Annotated in this window: 11 protein-coding genes; 1 reads left to right on the top strand and 10 read right to left on the bottom strand. The window is 58.9% G+C overall.

What is annotated here, in order from left to right; genetic code table 11:
• Positions 1-60 precede the first annotated feature (60 nt).
• The 10 genes from malQ to INF35_RS09475 all read right to left on the bottom strand — a co-directional run bounded on the left by malQ (position 61) and on the right by INF35_RS09475 (position 14,019).
• Complete coding sequence (gene malQ / locus INF35_RS09520) at positions 61-1,587, bottom strand: 4-alpha-glucanotransferase (RefSeq protein ID WP_268885744.1); 1,527 nt, start codon at positions 1,585-1,587, stop codon at positions 61-63.
• A gap of 19 nt (positions 1,588-1,606) precedes the next feature.
• Positions 1,607-2,617: a LacI family DNA-binding transcriptional regulator gene (locus INF35_RS09515; protein ID WP_193501900.1), complete on the bottom strand. Its 1,011-nt coding sequence runs from the start codon at positions 2,615-2,617 to the stop codon at positions 1,607-1,609.
• 44 nt (positions 2,618-2,661) lie between these two features.
• On the bottom strand, positions 2,662-3,507 hold the full coding sequence (locus tag INF35_RS09510) for a carbohydrate ABC transporter permease (protein WP_193501898.1): 846 nt from the start codon (positions 3,505-3,507) through the stop codon (positions 2,662-2,664).
• Positions 3,507-4,358: a carbohydrate ABC transporter permease gene (locus tag INF35_RS09505; RefSeq protein WP_193501896.1), complete on the bottom strand. Its 852-nt coding sequence runs from the start codon at positions 4,356-4,358 to the stop codon at positions 3,507-3,509. Before INF35_RS09505 ends, INF35_RS09510 begins: the two co-directional genes overlap by 1 nt.
• A gap of 139 nt (positions 4,359-4,497) precedes the next feature.
• A complete protein-coding gene (locus INF35_RS09500) occupies positions 4,498-5,844 on the bottom strand; it encodes an ABC transporter substrate-binding protein (protein WP_193501894.1) in 1,347 nt (448 codons plus the stop codon).
• 381 nt (positions 5,845-6,225) lie between these two features.
• A complete protein-coding gene (locus INF35_RS09495) occupies positions 6,226-7,998 on the bottom strand; it encodes an ABC transporter ATP-binding protein (protein ID WP_193501893.1) in 1,773 nt (590 codons plus the stop codon).
• Positions 7,999-8,092: 94 nt separating this feature from the next.
• A complete protein-coding gene (locus INF35_RS13990; protein WP_193501892.1) occupies positions 8,093-9,955 on the bottom strand; it encodes an SGNH/GDSL hydrolase family protein in 1,863 nt (620 codons plus the stop codon).
• 228 nt (positions 9,956-10,183) lie between these two features.
• Entirely contained in the window at positions 10,184-11,779 is a 1,596-nt protein-coding gene (locus tag INF35_RS09485; protein WP_235983199.1) for a UDP-glucose--hexose-1-phosphate uridylyltransferase, read from the bottom strand.
• Between the two features lie 182 nt (positions 11,780-11,961).
• On the bottom strand, positions 11,962-12,888 hold the full coding sequence (locus INF35_RS09480; RefSeq protein WP_193501891.1) for a nucleotidyltransferase family protein: 927 nt from the start codon (positions 12,886-12,888) through the stop codon (positions 11,962-11,964).
• 111 nt (positions 12,889-12,999) lie between these two features.
• Positions 13,000-14,019 carry an RING finger protein gene (locus INF35_RS09475; RefSeq protein WP_193501890.1) on the bottom strand — a complete coding sequence of 340 codons (1,020 nt, stop codon included), beginning with the start codon at positions 14,017-14,019 and terminating at the stop codon, positions 13,000-13,002.
• 463 nt (positions 14,020-14,482) lie between these two features.
• Between INF35_RS09475 and prfB the strand changes: the two genes are divergently transcribed.
• The gene (prfB, locus tag INF35_RS09470; protein WP_193501889.1) at positions 14,483-15,604 is read left to right on the top strand and encodes a peptide chain release factor 2; all 1,122 of its coding nucleotides are present in this window, start codon (positions 14,483-14,485) and stop codon (positions 15,602-15,604) included.
• Positions 15,605-15,860 lie beyond the last annotated feature (256 nt).

Genomic DNA, 15,860 nt, shown 5'->3' with positions numbered 1-15,860 from the left:
ACCTGTTTCCGCACAGGCCCGGAGAGGGCTTTTGTTGATTTTGGCTTTATGGCGCGGAACTCATCCCAGCCGCTGGTACAGTTCCATACAATGGCGGAGCTTTTGGGCCAGGGCCGGGGAGAAAGCATCAGGCAGGGCGCGCCAGCACCAGTTGCCGCCCAGGGTGGAGGGAGTGTTCATGCGGGCCTCGTGCCCGAGCCCCAAAATGTCCTGAGCCTGCACAATGGCAAGATCAGCCACACTGGACCAGACGCCGCGCATCATGCCCCAGTGATACCCCTCCTCCCGGTTGAGGCCCAGGTAGGCCACGGCATTCTCCACACAGTCGGCGGGGGCGGTGTCAAACCAGCCCAGCAGAGGCTCATTGTCGTGGGTGCCGGTGTAGGCCACGCAGTTGCGGGGATAGGTGTGGGGACGATATTCCCCACCGTCGCGGCTGTCAAAGGCAAATTCCATCACTTTCATGCCGGGATACCCCACATCCCGCAGCAGGGCGTACACGTCCTCAGAAAGAAAACCCAGGTCTTCGGCAATAATGCTGCGCTTGCCCAGCGCTTTTTCCACCGCGGCAAACAGCTTGATGCCGGGGCCGGTGCGCCAGGTCCCGCCGCAGGCATCCTTGCTTTGGCCGGGAATGGCATAGTATCCCGCAAACCCGCGGAAATGGTCGATGCGCACAACATCATAAATGCCGCAGACATGGCGGATGCGCTCGATCCACCAGCGGTAGCCGTCCTGTTCCATGGCATCCCAGTCAAACAGGGGATTGCCCCAGAGCTGTCCCGTGGCGGAGAACCCATCCGGCGGGCAGCCCGCCACATCAATGGGACGAAGCTCCCCGTCCAGCTGGAATTCCTGGGGGGAAGCCCACACGTCCACACTGTCCAGCGCTACATAGATGGGCAGGTCGCCGATGATCCGGATGCCCCGGCGGTTGGCGTACTGTTTGAGCGCGCCCCACTGCCGGAAAAAGAGATACTGGACCGCCTGCCAGAAAGCAATGTCTCCGGCCAGGCGGGTACGGGCATCGGCCAGGGCCGCTGGCTCCCGGCGCCGCAGAGCCGGCTCCCACGCAGACCAAGGGGCTCCCCTGTGGTCGTCCTTGAGAGCCATGAACAGGGCGTAATCGGGCAGCCAGGCAGCCTGAGCCCGGCAGAATTCCAGATACCCGGCGGGAGGGTCGGCCAGCAGCCGCGCCGCCGCAAGGCGGAGGATGGGATACCGTTTCTGGTACAGTACGCCGAAGTTGACCCGGTCGGGGGAACTTTCCCAGTCAACGGAACGGTATTCCTCGGGGGAGAGCAGCCCGTCCGCCGCAAGATCGTCCAGGTCAATGAGATAAGGATTGCCGGCAAAGGTTGAGAAGGACTGATACGGCGAATCGCCGTAGCTGGTGGGGCAGACCGGCAGGATCTGCCAGTATTGCTGCCCCGCCGCCGTCAGAAAATCCACAAAAGCCCTTGCCGCAGCGCCCATGGTGCCGATCCCGTGGGGGGAGGGCAGGCTGGACAGATGCATCAAAATACCGCCGGCTCGCATGTGTGATTCCACCTTTTCAAAAAACTTGGATTGGTGCGGTTTACACAAAACCGCGGGTAACGTAAAGTCAGCTGTGGGCAAGGCCGACGCTTTCCCGCTGCAGCAGCTCAAAGGGAACGATCTCGTGCACCGCCGAACTGTTTTCCTCAATGCAGTGCAGAAGGATCTCGATGCCGCGGGACGCCAGACGGTCGGTGTTCTGGCGAATGGTGGTCAGACTGGGAATGCAGTAGCGGCCCAGTTCAATGCCGTCGTATCCGGCAACGGAGATGTCCTCAGGCACCCGCAGTCCGTGGTCCTTCAAGGCCCGCAGCGCACCCACGGCCATCAGGTCGCTCAAGGCAAAGACGGCCGTCAGGTCGGGACAGTGCTTCAGCAGCCATTCCATGGCTGCGTAGCCGCTTTCCATGGAATAACGCGCGTAGGCGTACTGTTTGGACGGGTCAAAGGGAAGGTTCAGCCGCAGAAAGGTCTGCTGGCATCCGGCCAAACGGGCAAAGCTGGGACGGGAGATGCCGGGGTTGCTGCCGATCAGTCCGATGCGGCGGTGTCCCTGCGCGTAGAGAAACTCGATCATGCTGGCGGCGGCCACCGCGTCGTCCACGCTGACGCTGGAAAGATTGGGCAGGTCGAGGCTGGCGGCACTGTTGGTCACAAGGACACAGGGCACGCCCAGCCCGGCCAGATCATCGGAAAAATGGTCCAGGTTGGAGCCGAGAAAGACGATGCCGTGGGGTTTTCGCTCCTGGCAGATCAGCATGGCCTGCTCCACTTCGTTGGCTTCCTCGTCGATATAGTAGGGCATGCAGACATAGCCGTGGGCCTCGACGAGGGACTGCATGTGTTCCAGAATACCGGTGAACAGCATGTTCTGGATACCCTTGATGATAATGGCGATGCCGAAACTGGATTGCAGCTTCAGATGCTTGGCGTTGACGTTGGGCTGAAAGTTGTGGCGCCGCACGACATCCATGATGCGGGTCCGCGCGGCGGCGCTGACGTTGGGGCTGTTGTTGAGCACGCGGGATACGGTGCCGATGGCATAGCCGGACTCCCGTGCAATGTCCCGGATCGTCATGGCCGGTCACTCCTTCATAACAAGATGATGCATAGACAAGTATATCAGCCTTTGACCGCGCCTGCAACGACACCGTCGATGATGTACCGCTGGCACAGCAGGTACAGGATGATGATGGGCAGGACGGTGATGATGATACAGGCCATCATGGGGCCCATCTCAACGCTGCCGTAGCTGCCGCGGAAATACTGAATGGCCATGGGGATGGTGCGGTATTCCCGGATATCCAGGACTAGGGTGGGCAGCAGATAGTCGTTCCAGACCCACATGGTCTCCAGAATGGCGGTGGAAATCATGGTGGGTTTGAGGATGGGCAGTACGACCCGGAAGAAGATCTGCAGCGGGCCGCAGCCGTCGATCATGGCGGCTTCCTCGATCTCAATGGGCATGGATTTCATAAAGCCGGTGAACATGAACACCGCCAGTCCTGCACCGAAGCCCAGGTAGATGATGCAGATGTTGAAGGGATTGTTGAGCTTGAGGGTGTCGGCGGTCTTTGCCAGGGTGAACATGACCATCTGGAAGGGAACGACCATGCTGAACACGCAGAGATAGTACATGGTTTTGGACAAAGTACCGGCCACGCGGGTGATGTACCAGGCGCACATGGAACAGCACAGCAGAATCAGAACCACGGAGGATACGGTGATGACCAGACTGTAGCCGAAGGATTTGAGGAAATCCATCTCCTGGATGCCGTAGATGTAGTTGGTCAAACAGGTAAAGGTCTCGGCGGTGGGGAGCTCAAACACGCGGGTGGTGGAGATGGCCCGTTCTTCCTTGAGGGAGTTGAGCAGGATCAGCACGATGGGATAGATATAAATCAGGCACAGAATCCCCAAAAGAATGGACAGGATGGTATTGGTGCGCCGTTTTGCTTTGAAGGTCATTACTGCTGCACCTCCTTGGAACGGGTGAAACGAAGCTGTACGAGAGCAATCACCACGACCAGCAGGAAGAAGACGACGGCCTTTGCCTGGCCGATGCCCTTCCACTGGGCGCCGCTGCGGGCGTAGAAGGTATCGTAGATGTTGAGGGCCAGCATCTGGGATGCCTTGGCGGGCTCGCCGGCGGTGAGGGAGAGGTTCTGGTCGAAGAGCTTAAAGGAATTGGTCAGCGTCAAGAACAGGCAGATGGTAAAGCTGGGCATGACCATGGGGATCTTGACGCGGAAGAGAATCTGGCCATTGGAGGCGCCGTCGATGCGGGCAGCCTCAATGAGGTCCAGCGGGACATTCTGCAGTCCGGCAATGTAGATGATCATCATGTAGCCGATCTGCTGCCAGCACATGAGGATGATCAGGCCCCAGAAGCCGTACGTGGCATCCAGAGAGAGCAGGGGCTTGCTCAACAGAGTCAGAACGCCGTCGAGCAGAGTCTTCCAGATGTAGCCCAGGACGATGCCGCCGATCAGGTTGGGCATGAAAAAGACGGTGCGGAAAATGTTGGTGCCGCGCAGCTTGCGGGTCAGCAGCAGGGCCAGCCCGAAACCGAAGGCATTGATCAGCACCACCGATACGACGGTGAAGGCAGCCGTAAAGAAAAAGGCGTGGGTGAAGGTGTCATCAATCCAGATTTTTGCGTAGTTGGACAGGCCGACAAAAGTGACATCCTGCACTGTGGTAAACTGGCAGAAGGAAAGGTAAATGCCCCACAAAAACGGCCAGATAAAGCCGATGATAAAGGCAGCCAGCGTTGGCAGCACAAAGACCGGCCAGTATTTTTTGATTGCTTTCTGCATATCGATCCCCCTTATGCATGGTAGGAAGCCCCGGCCGCCCGGGAGCGGAACCCAGAAAAAAGGGGAGAGAGCGATCGGATGGTGATCGCCCTCTCCCGTGTGAACTCTTTTGCTTGCAGTCGGGCGTTCAGGATGAGGCTTAGCCGTTGGCCAGCTGATATTCGGTAGCCCAGCCGTCGACGAAGGCGGTCACTACATCATCCCAGGTGCCGGTGCCGGCCGCATAGGCGGTCAGAGCGGAACCAACGCCGTTCTTCCAGTTCTCGGAAGGCATGGTGGAGAAGCACCAGTCAACAGGGGTCTTGCCCGCGGCGATGTAAGCGTCGGCATCCTCCAGCAGCGGGTTGGAGGCGGCGTACTCGCCGGTAAAGGTGTCGAACGGGGTGACAAAGCCCATATCCTGGCTCATGGATTTGCGGCCTTCGTCGCTGGTGATGACCCAGGTCAGGAAGTCGATGGTAGCCTGAATGTCTTCCTCGCTGGCGTTCTTGTTGACACACCAGTAGTTTTCGGAACCGGTGCACAGACCCTGGTTCTCTTCGCCCTCGGCACCGATGTAGATGGGCAGCATGCCCAGGTTTTCGTCGCCGATGGAGCTGATGTTGTTGTATTCCCAGGTGCCGTTCTGATAGAAGACAGCCTCGCCGTTGACGAACTCTGCGGTCGCGTCGTTTGCGGTCTTGGAGGCCAGCAGGGTGGGCTCGCAGGTGGAGTCGGTGATGTACAGATCAAAAATCTGCTTGTAGTTGTCCAGGTAGGTTCCCTTGATGGCATCGGTGGAAGTGATGCCGTCGGCCTTGTACTCATAGTAGATGGGCAGGTTGGCCAGATGGGTCTTGAAGCGCCAGTCAGAGGAAGAATCCATGCCGGCGGAGGTAAAGGCACCCTTGACGCCCAGCTCATCCTTGCGGGCCTGGATGTCGTCGGCGACCTTCTTCAGAGACTCGAAGTTGGTGATGTCCTCGGCAGAGTAGCCGGCCTTTTGCAGCAGGGCCTTGTTATAGATGATGCCGTAGGTCTCAATGACGTAGGCGATAGCGGGAACGGTATCGCCGTCCTTCAGGGCAAAGGAATCACTGGTCAGATGAGAGTAGAGTTCGGTGCCGGACAGGTCGTAGCAGTAGTCTTTCCAGTTGGCAAGACCCACAGGGCCGTTGACCTGGAAAAGGGTAGGCGCGTCGCTCTTGGCCATTTCGGACATGAGCTGGGTCTCGTACTGACCCTGAGCGGCAGTCACGACGGTGACGGGGACGCCGGTCTGCTCGGTGTAGGTGGCGGCGAGGGCCTGCCAGTCTTTATCCTGTTCGGGCTTGAAGTTGAGATAGTAGACTTCCCCGGCAGCGGCGGGGGTGTCGCTGGTTTCTTTGGTGGTGGTGGAAGTGGAGCTGTCCCCCGTGGAAGTGGAAGAGGTGCTGCCGCATCCTGCCAGCAGGCTGACGGCCATGGCGGACGCGATGGTCAAAGCGAGGATTCTTTTGGCTTTCATTGTGTTTTTCCTCCTGAAATTGGGTTGAATGGTGGATGTTCGATCTTCTCTTCTTGTTGTGCCGGTTCCAAAATGAATTGGAACCGTTTCCGTTTGCTCTGTGCCTATATCATAGCGTATGTTTGCCTAAAAATCAATAAAAAATAGAAAAGTTTTTATAGAATTGTTCAAATAGATAAAATAAAGCCGGCAATTTTATGCAATTGCGAGCAACCTTTTTGTCATTCTTTGAACACATTTTCAAATAAAAAAGCAATCTAGTTGGAAACGGTTCAACAAAGCGCAAAAACAAATCCGCGCACACTCCACGACGGTCAAGGCCGGGAAAAGCATGCGCGGGAAAAACAGGAAAATCAATGTTGTACCGTAAAGAATGCTGCCTTACAGCGTCTGACCGGATACCAACCCATTCCACAAACGGTAATAAATGCCCTTTTTGGCCAGCAGTTCTGCGTGGGTGCCTTCCTCCTCGATGCCGTTTTTGCCCAGCACCAGAATGCGGTCGGCATTTTTGATGGTGGTCAGCCGGTGGGCGATGGTCAGGGTGGTTCGGCCTTTCGCCAGTGCGTCCAGACTCTGGCCCACCAGGACCTCACTCTCGTTGTCCAGAGCGCTGGTCGCCTCGTCCAGAAGCAGGATGCGGGGATTCTTCAGAAACAGCCGTGCAATGGAGATGCGCTGCTTCTGTCCGCCGGACAGTTTGACGCCGCGCTCGCCCACATAGGTGTCGTACCCGTCCTTGAGGGCCTTGACGAAACCGTCGGCTCCCGCCAGGCGGGCGGCGGTTTCGATCTCCTCCCGGGAGGCGCCGGGCTTGCCGTAGGCGATGTTCTCGGCCACGGTGCCGCTGAACAGGTAAACGTCCTGCTGTACCACGCCGATGGCATTGCGCAGGCTTTCCAGCGTCACCTTGCGGATGTCCTGCCCGTCAATGAGGATGTGGCCGTCGGTCACGTCGTAGAAGCGGGGAATCAGATTGCACAGGGTGGTTTTGCCGCCGCCGGAGGGCCCCACCAGTGCCAGATTTTCGCCGGGGCGGATCTTGAGGTCCACGTGGCGCAGGACTTTGTTGTGGTCGTCGGGATACTCAAAGCTGACATCCCGGAACTCGATACCGCCTTCGGTTACCACAAGCGGCTTGGCATCGGGGGCGTCGGTGATGTCTACGGGGGTATCCATGATCTCATAAAAGCGCTCGATGCCGGTCATGCCCCGCTGGAACTGCTCGGCAAACTCGACGATGCGGCGGATGGTGGCAATCAGGGTGGAAACGTAGAGAATGTAGGCCACCAGATCACCGGCGCTGATCCGGCCGTAGACCAGGAAGAGGCCGCCCGCCACAATGACCACAAGATACATCAGGCCGTCAAACAGCCGGGTGGAGGTGTTGAAGGCCGCCATAAAGTGATAGGTGGTTTTTTTGATCTCCTGGAAGGCCCGGTTGCCTGCCTCGAACTTTTCCTTTTCCCGCTCCTCGGCGGCAAAGGCCTTGATGACCCGCTCACCCAGCAGACTGTCCTCCACGGCGGCGTTGAGCTCACCGATCTGGTAGCGCTGCCGCCGGAAGGCTGCCCGGAGCTTGAGGTTTAGGGTCACCGAGACGACGCCCATTAGCGGCACACAGGCAAAGACGATGAGGGTCAGGGGCACGCTGGCGGTGCAGAGAATGACAAAGGAGGCCGTGATCTTGATGGCGGCGATGAAGAATTCCTCCGGGCAGTGGTGGGCAAACTCGGTCACGTCGAACAGGTCGTTGGTGATGCGCCCCATGATCTGGCCTACCTTGGTGTTGGAATAGTAGGTGTCGCTCAGCCGCTGCAGATGGGCAAAGGCATCCCGCCGCATGTCGGTCTCAATGTAGACTCCCATGATGTGCCCGGTGCTGGACATATAGTAGTTGGCTGCACCGTCGATCAGCCGCAGCACCAGATACAGCGCCGCCAGTTTGAGCACGACGCCTGCCGTCAGGGCCACGGTGGTGTCGGTGGCGGCGTTGGTCAGATAGCTCATGATCTTGGGCAGCACAATGTCGCACAAAGTGGTCAGTGCCGCGCAGAACAGATCAAAGAACAGGATGCCCCGGTACCGCATGAGATAGGGAAGAAAGCGTGCCAGCATGGGCTTTTTTGCAGTTTGTGTCGTATCGCTTGCCATAGGTTCCTCCGTGTTGCTGTGAATTTGCCGCCCGCAAAACAGGCAGCACCGCAAAGAATGGCCCCGGGGCGGGGAAGTCATGTAAAAGAAAAGGTCAGTTTTCCGGAACGGTTTCTTCCGGAAGGGGTTCGGTGTTATTTTGCACCTGCGAACTGTCGCCGCTCTCGCCGCCTTCCACCGGTGGCTCAGGTACTTCCGGGGTGGGATCAGGGACTGGAAGCGCGGGGATTCCCGCGGTCTTTGTGATATGGCAGCGGGAACAGGTATAGGTGCGGATGCCGGGCGTGCCGGGACCGGGTTCCTGCGTAACCGTGCCGTCGTCCCAGCTGTGCCCCAGAGCAGGTTCGTCCTCGGTGTAGCTGTCACCGCAGCTGCAGGTATAAGTGGTGCTGCCGGGAACCTCGCAGGTTGCGGGGGTATGGCTGGTCTGGGTGTAGCTGTGAAGATGAGGAGTGGGTGTGGGAATGGGAGTAGGGCTGGGGGTGGGCTGGACCGGAGTGGGAGTCGGCGTGGCCAGCGCAGCGACAGGTTCGGTGCGCTGGGCAGGGCCGCCGTCTGGACCGCTGTTGCAGCCGGAACGGGTACAGGTAAAGGTTTTTTCGCCCGCCACACCTGCCTGAGGCTCTTTGGTCACCACGCCGTTATCCCACTGATGCCCAAGAGCGGCAAGGTCTTTCTCCCCGTAGGCACCGCAGATACTGCACTGGTATTTGGCGTACCCTGCGTCCAGACAGGTGGGCTCCCGGCGGGAACCCTCGATCTCCACCCAGTCGTGCTCGTGCTCGTCGGGGGTGAAGTGAGCGGTGAGGACCACGCCGCCCGCATCGGCGTTGGAGGGGACGGTAAAGGTCAGGCTGGCGCTGCTGCCCGCCGAACCCAGGGATGCCGTCCAGCCGGCGAACTTCCAGCCGGCGTCGGGTACGGCAGTGACGGTGGAGCAGGTGCCTCCCTTTTTGACCAGCTGGCTGGTGGAGCCCTGCAGACTGCCGCCGGTGGAGGCGACGAATTCCACAGGAACCTTGGCGCCGCGCACGGCAATGGGGTCCTGAGAGATCAGGCCTACTGGCGTACCGTTGGGTTTGGGGATGTCTCCTAACGGCTGAGGACGGCGATCCTCGGTGATGTAGGCGTGGGTACGGACATAATCAAAGAAGGCGGTGACTGCCGTCTTGGAAAGATGCACGCCGTCGGACAGAGTATAGTCTGTTTTGGCCCATCCGGTGGAGGCGTCTTTCAGCACTTCCGCCGAGTTGAGGAACTTGAATCCGTTTTCCTCGCACATTTCCACGAGTGCGGCGTTGTAGGCATCGACCTGCACCATGTTGAGGTTCTGGTTTTCCCGCTGCTTGTCCAGGGGAGGGATGGCATTGACAATGATGTCGGCATAGGGCCAGGCCTCCTGGATGGCTTTGAGCCCGGTGAGATAGGACTTGATGAAGGAGGAGGCGTCGGTGGAAGTGCCCGACAGATTGTTGGTGCCGAAACCGATGATGATGCGTTTGGGTTTGAGCATGGCCACAGCATCGGGAATGGTGTACATGTCGCTGTATCCCACAAACTGTTCGCACTTGAGGGTGGTGATGGAGCCCGCCCCCATGCTGACCACGCCGATGTTGTTGTCCAGCGAGGTGAAGGCACGGCCGGTCTCGTCGGCATACATCATATAGCGCGCGGTGTTGGAGTCTCCGATGAAGAGGGTCTCGTCCACATAGCTGCGTCCGGCGTCCTCCGTCTCGGCCAGAATGGTGCCGTCCTGGGTGGCCAGCGTCTGAGCCGGTGTGGGCGTGCCGGAGGGGACAGAGGTTTCGGCAGTGGCGGAGGTCTCCCGGGTGGCGGTCTCTGCTGTGGCCGGGCCTGCGGACTCTTTCTGACAGGCGGTCAGCAGGAAACAGCCGGCCAGCGCGACGGCGGCCAGGCGGGACAGTGAGCGTTGGGACGGAAAGCGGTTGAAAGACATGACGTTTGTCCTCCCGTAACGGTCAGAGGTGAAGCGGGCAAAATCCCCGCAAAATGATATCCATCATTTTATACCTTTTCCCATATATTGTAAACTGTGGAACCGCCTCCGAAGTTGTAAATTCCCTGGAAACCGCCCTTTGGAGACGAATCCTTTCATGCAGACAAAACGCCCGCAGGGGGCTGAAGCCGGACCCTGCGGGCGTTTTCGCCTGGAAAGCGATGATGATTATTTGACGGGAGCGAAGCCTGCTGCCTTCATGAAGCGCAGGAAGGCTGCCTGACCGGCTGCATCCTGCTTGAAGACACCGGCATTCTCCAGCACGTGACTGAAGACAATGCCGATCTCGTCCCGGACGGCCTTTTCCGCCTTGTCGTGAGAAAGGGCGGTGCCGTACTTGGCGACGAGAGAGTCGATCCAATCGGCGTGGATGGCCAGGGAGCTGCCCTCCTCGCGGCTGGTGTTGGGAGCCTTGCCGGAGAGGATGTCGGCGATGGCGGCACCCTGATCCTTCAGGCGGGCGGGCAGGATGGCCAGGCCCATGACCTCGATGAGGCCGATATTTTCTTTCTTGATGTTGTGGTATTCCTTGTGGGGATGGAAGATACCGTCGGGATACTGCTCGGTGGTGCGGTTGTTGCGGGGAGCCAGATCCAGGATATAGCCCTGGTCGTCGTCATAGTGCAGGATGGGGGTGACGGTGTTGTGCGGGGTGTCGCCGGTCTTTGCCAGCACATCCACGCTCTCGTCGCTCCAGCCGCGCCAGGTATCCATGATGTCGTTGGCTGCGTTCTGGACCTGCTGGGAGCTGCGGCCGATGAGACGGACGGCGGAGACCGGCCAGTTCAGGATGCCCACCTGCACACCGGGATAGCGGGGATTGTACAGGGAGGTACGGATCTTGGCCTTCTGCATGGGGAAGACATAGCGGCCGCCCTGGAAATGGCTGTGGCTCAGGATGCTGCCGCCCACGATGGGCAGGTCGGCGTTGGAACCGCAGGTGTAGTGGGGGAACTGCGCCACAAAGTCGAAGATCTCGGCCAGGGTCTGACGGGTCATCTCCATGGGCTTGTGCTCGTCGTGCAGGATGATGCAGTGCTCATGGAAGTAGGCGTAGGGGCTGTACTGGAGATAAAACTGCTCGCCGGCCAGGTTCAGCGGAACAATGCGGTGGGTCTGACGGGCGGGGAAGTTGATGCGTCCGGCATAGCCGATGTTTTCCTTGCACAGCATGCACTGGGGATAGCCGCTCTTGGGCTGCAGGCGCTCCATGGCAATGACCTTGGGGTCCTTTTCCGGCTTGGTCAGGTTGATGGTGATTTCCAGGTCGCCGTAAGGGGTCTTGGTGTCCCACTGGATGTTGCGGGCAATCTGGGCGGTGCGGATGTAGTTGGAGACGACGCACAGGTCATAGAACCAGTCGGTTGCGGCCTGGGGGCCTTTTTTGGCGTACAGCTTGCGGAACTTTTTGCAGACCTCGCTCTCCCGGGGCATCATGGCGCCCATGAGGCGGGTCTCAAAGTTGATGCGGTACTGGGGCACGGTGTTGTCGAACAGACCTTTTTCGGCGGAAAGGTCGAGCATATGCTCCAGAATCTCGGTGGGGGTGTCGAAGTCCTCCTTGGGGACGGTACCCTCAAAGGGGGCGGACAGGCCAAGGATATCCAGCAGGGTGTTGCGTGCAACGATGATATCCAGGTCGCGCACGAGTTTGTGCTTTTTGCCGAAGCGCAGCAGGCGTTCGACATCCAAAGCAAGGGCCTGATCCCGATCCATGTCGGGAGCGGTGGACTGAGAGGCGTTGGGCAGCATTTCGTTCGACATAGTTGTATCCCTCCTGTTAAATTTACGATACCGCATTTTTACATCCTTTTCCATGTGCACAAAACCCAAGCTTTTGTGCTTTTGACGCGGGGGAGAAGACCGCTCTCCCGCATACAACAAAACCCAGAACCGCCGTGACGCGGCAGCCCTGGGATTTTGCAGTTTTTTACGATGTGCGGGGATCAGCGCTTGAGATCGCTGAAGAGATTGGAGCGATAGACGCCCTGGGCGATCAGGTCTGCAAAGGCCTGTGCCACAGCGGGCTTGTCCTCCTGATAGGTCACGCCGAACCACTTGTCGGGCGTCTTGAGCACCTCCACGCTGACGGTGCCCTTGTGCAGCAGCTCGTCGATATAAATGGGCAGCAGATACTCCGCCTTGGTCATGTCGTCGTCGGGCTTTGCAAAGAATTCCACAAAGCCGTCCCTGAGCAGACCCATGAATTCGGGGGTCAGGCCCCACATGTTCATGCTGACCAGATTTTCGGGATCGAGGGCCCGGCCGCCCGCCTGGGCGCCGTCGGCAGTCTTTTCAATACCCTTGGTCTCGTCCACGCCGGTAAGGAAGCCCTCGTCGTTCATCTTGCAGATGCCGCGGGTGACGGCGCCGTTGTCGCTCAGGGTGTTTTTCAGCACAAAGCCTGCCATGGACAGCCGGCCCGGCTTGGCGGGATCGTACTGCACCAGGAAGTCGTGCAGATTGACATAGGCCTGCTTGCCGTAATAGTCGTCGGCATTGATGACGGCAAAAGGCTCATGCAGGATGTCGCGGCAGGCCAGCACAGCCTGACCGGTGCCCCAGGGCTTGGTACGGCCGACGGGGAGCTGGGCGTTCTCGGGCAGATCATCCAGAGCCTGGTAGGCGTAGGCAATCTCAACGCCCAGCCCGGCGCAGACTTTTTCGATGCGGTTGCCGATGACCTCGCGGAAGGCCTCCTCGATGTCGCGGCGGATGATGAACACGATCTTGTCGAAACCGGCTTCGATGGCGTCGTGGATGGAGTAGTCCATCAGGATCTCGCCGTTGGGGCCCACGGCGGCAAGCTGTTTGATGCCGCCGCCGTAGCGGGAGCCGATTCCGGCGGCCATAATAACCAGTGCAGTTTTCATGTTGAGATTCCTCCTAAATATTGGCGTCCGGAAATGCCGAAACCGCCTGATACGGAGAAGACGCCGCGCGGTGCGCCGGACGCCTTCTGTTAAAACGGCAAATGCCGTCTGTTACATGACGAATGCGGACATCAGGGCGTTGACGGCTGCGTCGCGGCCGGGACCCATGAGCCAGTACAGGCCGATGACAAGGGCCATATACACCAGCAGATAGACGACCACAGCTGCAATGCTGGTACCGCCGCGCAGGATCAGAGCATCGGAGCGCGCCTCGCCCTCCGGCACACGGTCATAGATTTCGCGGATGCGGCGGGCGGATTCCTTTTTGTACCAGTACAGGGCAAACAGACTGCGGACAAACATCTGGCACCAGTTCAGGAACGCGCAGACATAGCTTGCGGTGGTCAGCCAGCCCAGACTCATACCGGCCACAAGGGGAGAGCCCGCCGCCTGCAGAAGGGCCAGCACGGTGGGAAAGGTCAGCGCCAGCGAGATCACTGCAAAGAGGACGCCGGCCTTCCACATTTTGCGGTAGAAGAAATAGACGGGGCCCAGAAAGAATGCGGCAAAGGAGACGCTGGTCTTGCGGCGGGTCTCATCCATGCGCAGAAACTGAAGCAGATAGTACAGGCTGGAGCCGCCCAGATAGCTGGCCCAGTCCCGGGCCTTGATGCCGTCGATGGGATCATCGGGGCCCAGTTCCCGGCGGAACATGCCGCCGAAAGAGTCTGCCTGTCCGTTGGTGCCGGAACTGCCGGAATTGCTGCCGGGTGCCGTGCGGCGGGGGGCAGGCCCATTGGGACGGGCATAAATGGGCCCCTGGTCCTGCTCCGAATCAGGGGAAGTGTCGTCAGGAAGCGGCAGGGGAACACCGCAGTGGCCGCAGTAACGCTCAGAAGCGGGGTTGGGGGTGCCGCAGTTGGGACAGACGCGGGTGTCGTCCACGCCGGGAACCACATCGGGCTTCCACTCGAAGCCGGTGCCGTGCAGGTCCTTGTGAATGCAGACGCCGGTTTTGAACCAGCAGGCCCGGTGGTAAGGGGTGCCGCAGTCGGGGCAGACGACGATGTCGTCCCCCTCAGCAAAGACCTCGTTGCATACAGGACAGTGATTGCCTTTATAATTTGCCATTCAATAGCCTCCGTGTTTGAACATGACCCTTTTGCACGCGATCTATACAGCGCAGAATGCCGGAAAGCATTCCGGCAACATAATCAGCCGGAAACAGCAGCGGGAGCTGCCCGTTAGGAAAGAAACGGTTTGGTTGGAAAATAGACTCTGCGGCGTGCAGGGGGAAGGCGCAGGGCCCGCAAAGGCCGGTGGCATGCGGCCACGCCGGTTTACCGACATTATACCCCAGTACCATATAAAAAGCAAAGAATTTTCTGTTAACAGCTGTCAACAAAATGGTAAAAAACGCCCGCGGCAAAGCCTTTCGGCAGCCAGGTCCCGGCACAAAATGCCATGCTTTTGCCCGAACTGTTTACAAGCGGACAATTTTTCGGTATACTGATACTGTGTAAATTTGCGCCGCGCGCTGTGCGGCTGATGCTGAAAATAGAAACATACGAGAAAGACAGGGGTATTTGACAGTATGATCACGATTGACGAACTGAAATCCAAGCTGGGCGGCTTCGAGACTTCGATCAACGACCTGCGGGACGCGCTTGCCATCGAGTCGAGCCAGAAGCGTCTGGCCGAGCTGGAGCACCAGATGACGCTGCCCGGATTTTATGACGATCAGGAGCGCAGCCAGAAGGTGTATTCCGAGATGAGCGATCTCAAGAACAAGCTGGACCGCTTCACCAAGCTGCAGGCGCAGTATGAGGATGCGGGCACCCTGCTGGAGATGCTGGCTGAGGAGAACGATCCCTCTCTGGCACCCGAGGGCGAGGCGGCCGTCAATGAGGTGGAGAAGGAAATCGACGAGCTGCAGCTCATGACCATGCTCAACGGCGAGTACGACCACTCCAACGCCATTCTGACCTTCCACGCAGGCACCGGCGGCACCGAGGCGCAGGACTGGGCCGAGATGCTCTACCGTATGTACACCCGCTGGGCGGATGCCCACGGCTACAAGGTGGAGGTCATGGACGTACTGGACGGCGATGAAGCCGGCATCAAGAGTGCATCCATGATGGTCAAGGGGCCCAACGCCTACGGCATGCTCAAGAGCGAGAACGGCGTTCACCGCCTGGTCCGCATCAGCCCCTTTGACGCCAATGCCCGCCGCCAGACCAGCTTTGCCAGCCTGGAGGTCATGCCCGAACTGGACGACAATATCCAGATCGAGATTCGTCCCGAGGACATTGAGATGCAGGTCTATCGTTCCTCCGGCGCCGGCGGCCAGCACATCAACAAGACTTCCTCGGCTGTCCGTCTGATCCACAAGCCCACCGGTATTGTCACGTCCTGCCAGACCCAGCGCAGCCAGCTGCAGAACCGGGAGTACGCCATGGAAATGCTCAAGGCCAAGCTGTACCAGATCGCCTTGCAGCAGCATAAGGAAAAGATCGACGACATCAAGGGCGTCCAGAACGAGATCGCCTGGGGTCATCAGATCCGCAGCTATGTCTTTATGCCCTATACCCTGGTCAAGGATCATCGCACCAACTATGAGAACGGCAATGTTCAGGCGGTGATGGACGGCGACCTGGACGGTTTCATCTATGCTTACCTCAAGGCGGCCTCCCGCGGCGAACTGCAGGATGTCTGATTTCTGCCCCGCCGCAACCCGTAAATACAGAATACAGGCCCGCAGAACCGGAACTTTTCCGGCTCTGCGGGCTTTTTGCATGTAGGAAGCACTGATTTTCCCATTCATTGCTATATTTGTTCATACTCGGTCGTTATACTGAATATATTCGATGCCCGCCCCGGGAAAAAAGCCCTGCGCGGGCGGGTCATCTCGCAACTGCACTGGAGGAATTTTCCTTGCCGGAGAAAGAACAATCCGAAAAACGGACAAAACC

This window comes from Gemmiger gallinarum (assembly GCF_014982805.1).
Classification (GTDB): Bacteria; Bacillota; Clostridia; order Oscillospirales; family Ruminococcaceae; genus Gemmiger; species Gemmiger gallinarum.
This window is presented reverse-complemented; position numbering and strand designations above follow the sequence as displayed.

What these genes read in the sequence shown, in the direction of transcription:
- INF35_RS09515 (WP_193501900.1), bottom strand. Translation starts at nt 2,617, where the DNA reads ATGACGATCCGGGACATTGCACGGGAGTCCGGCTATGCCATCGGCACC.
- INF35_RS09510 (WP_193501898.1), bottom strand. Translation starts at nt 3,507, where the DNA reads ATGACCTTCAAAGCAAAACGGCGCACCAATACCATCCTGTCCATTCTT.
- INF35_RS09505 (WP_193501896.1), bottom strand. Translation starts at nt 4,358, where the DNA reads ATGCAGAAAGCAATCAAAAAATACTGGCCGGTCTTTGTGCTGCCAACG.
- INF35_RS09500 (WP_193501894.1), bottom strand. Translation starts at nt 5,844, where the DNA reads ATGAAAGCCAAAAGAATCCTCGCTTTGACCATCGCGTCCGCCATGGCC.
- INF35_RS09495 (WP_193501893.1), bottom strand. Translation starts at nt 7,998, where the DNA reads ATGGCAAGCGATACGACACAAACTGCAAAAAAGCCCATGCTGGCACGC.
- INF35_RS13990 (WP_193501892.1), bottom strand. Translation starts at nt 9,955, where the DNA reads ATGTCTTTCAACCGCTTTCCGTCCCAACGCTCACTGTCCCGCCTGGCC.
- INF35_RS09485 (WP_235983199.1), bottom strand. Translation starts at nt 11,779, where the DNA reads ATGTCGAACGAAATGCTGCCCAACGCCTCTCAGTCCACCGCTCCCGAC.
- INF35_RS09480 (WP_193501891.1), bottom strand. Translation starts at nt 12,888, where the DNA reads ATGAAAACTGCACTGGTTATTATGGCCGCCGGAATCGGCTCCCGCTAC.
- INF35_RS09475 (WP_193501890.1), bottom strand. Translation starts at nt 14,019, where the DNA reads ATGGCAAATTATAAAGGCAATCACTGTCCTGTATGCAACGAGGTCTTT.
- prfB (WP_193501889.1), top strand. Translation starts at nt 14,483, where the DNA reads ATGATCACGATTGACGAACTGAAATCCAAGCTGGGCGGCTTCGAGACT.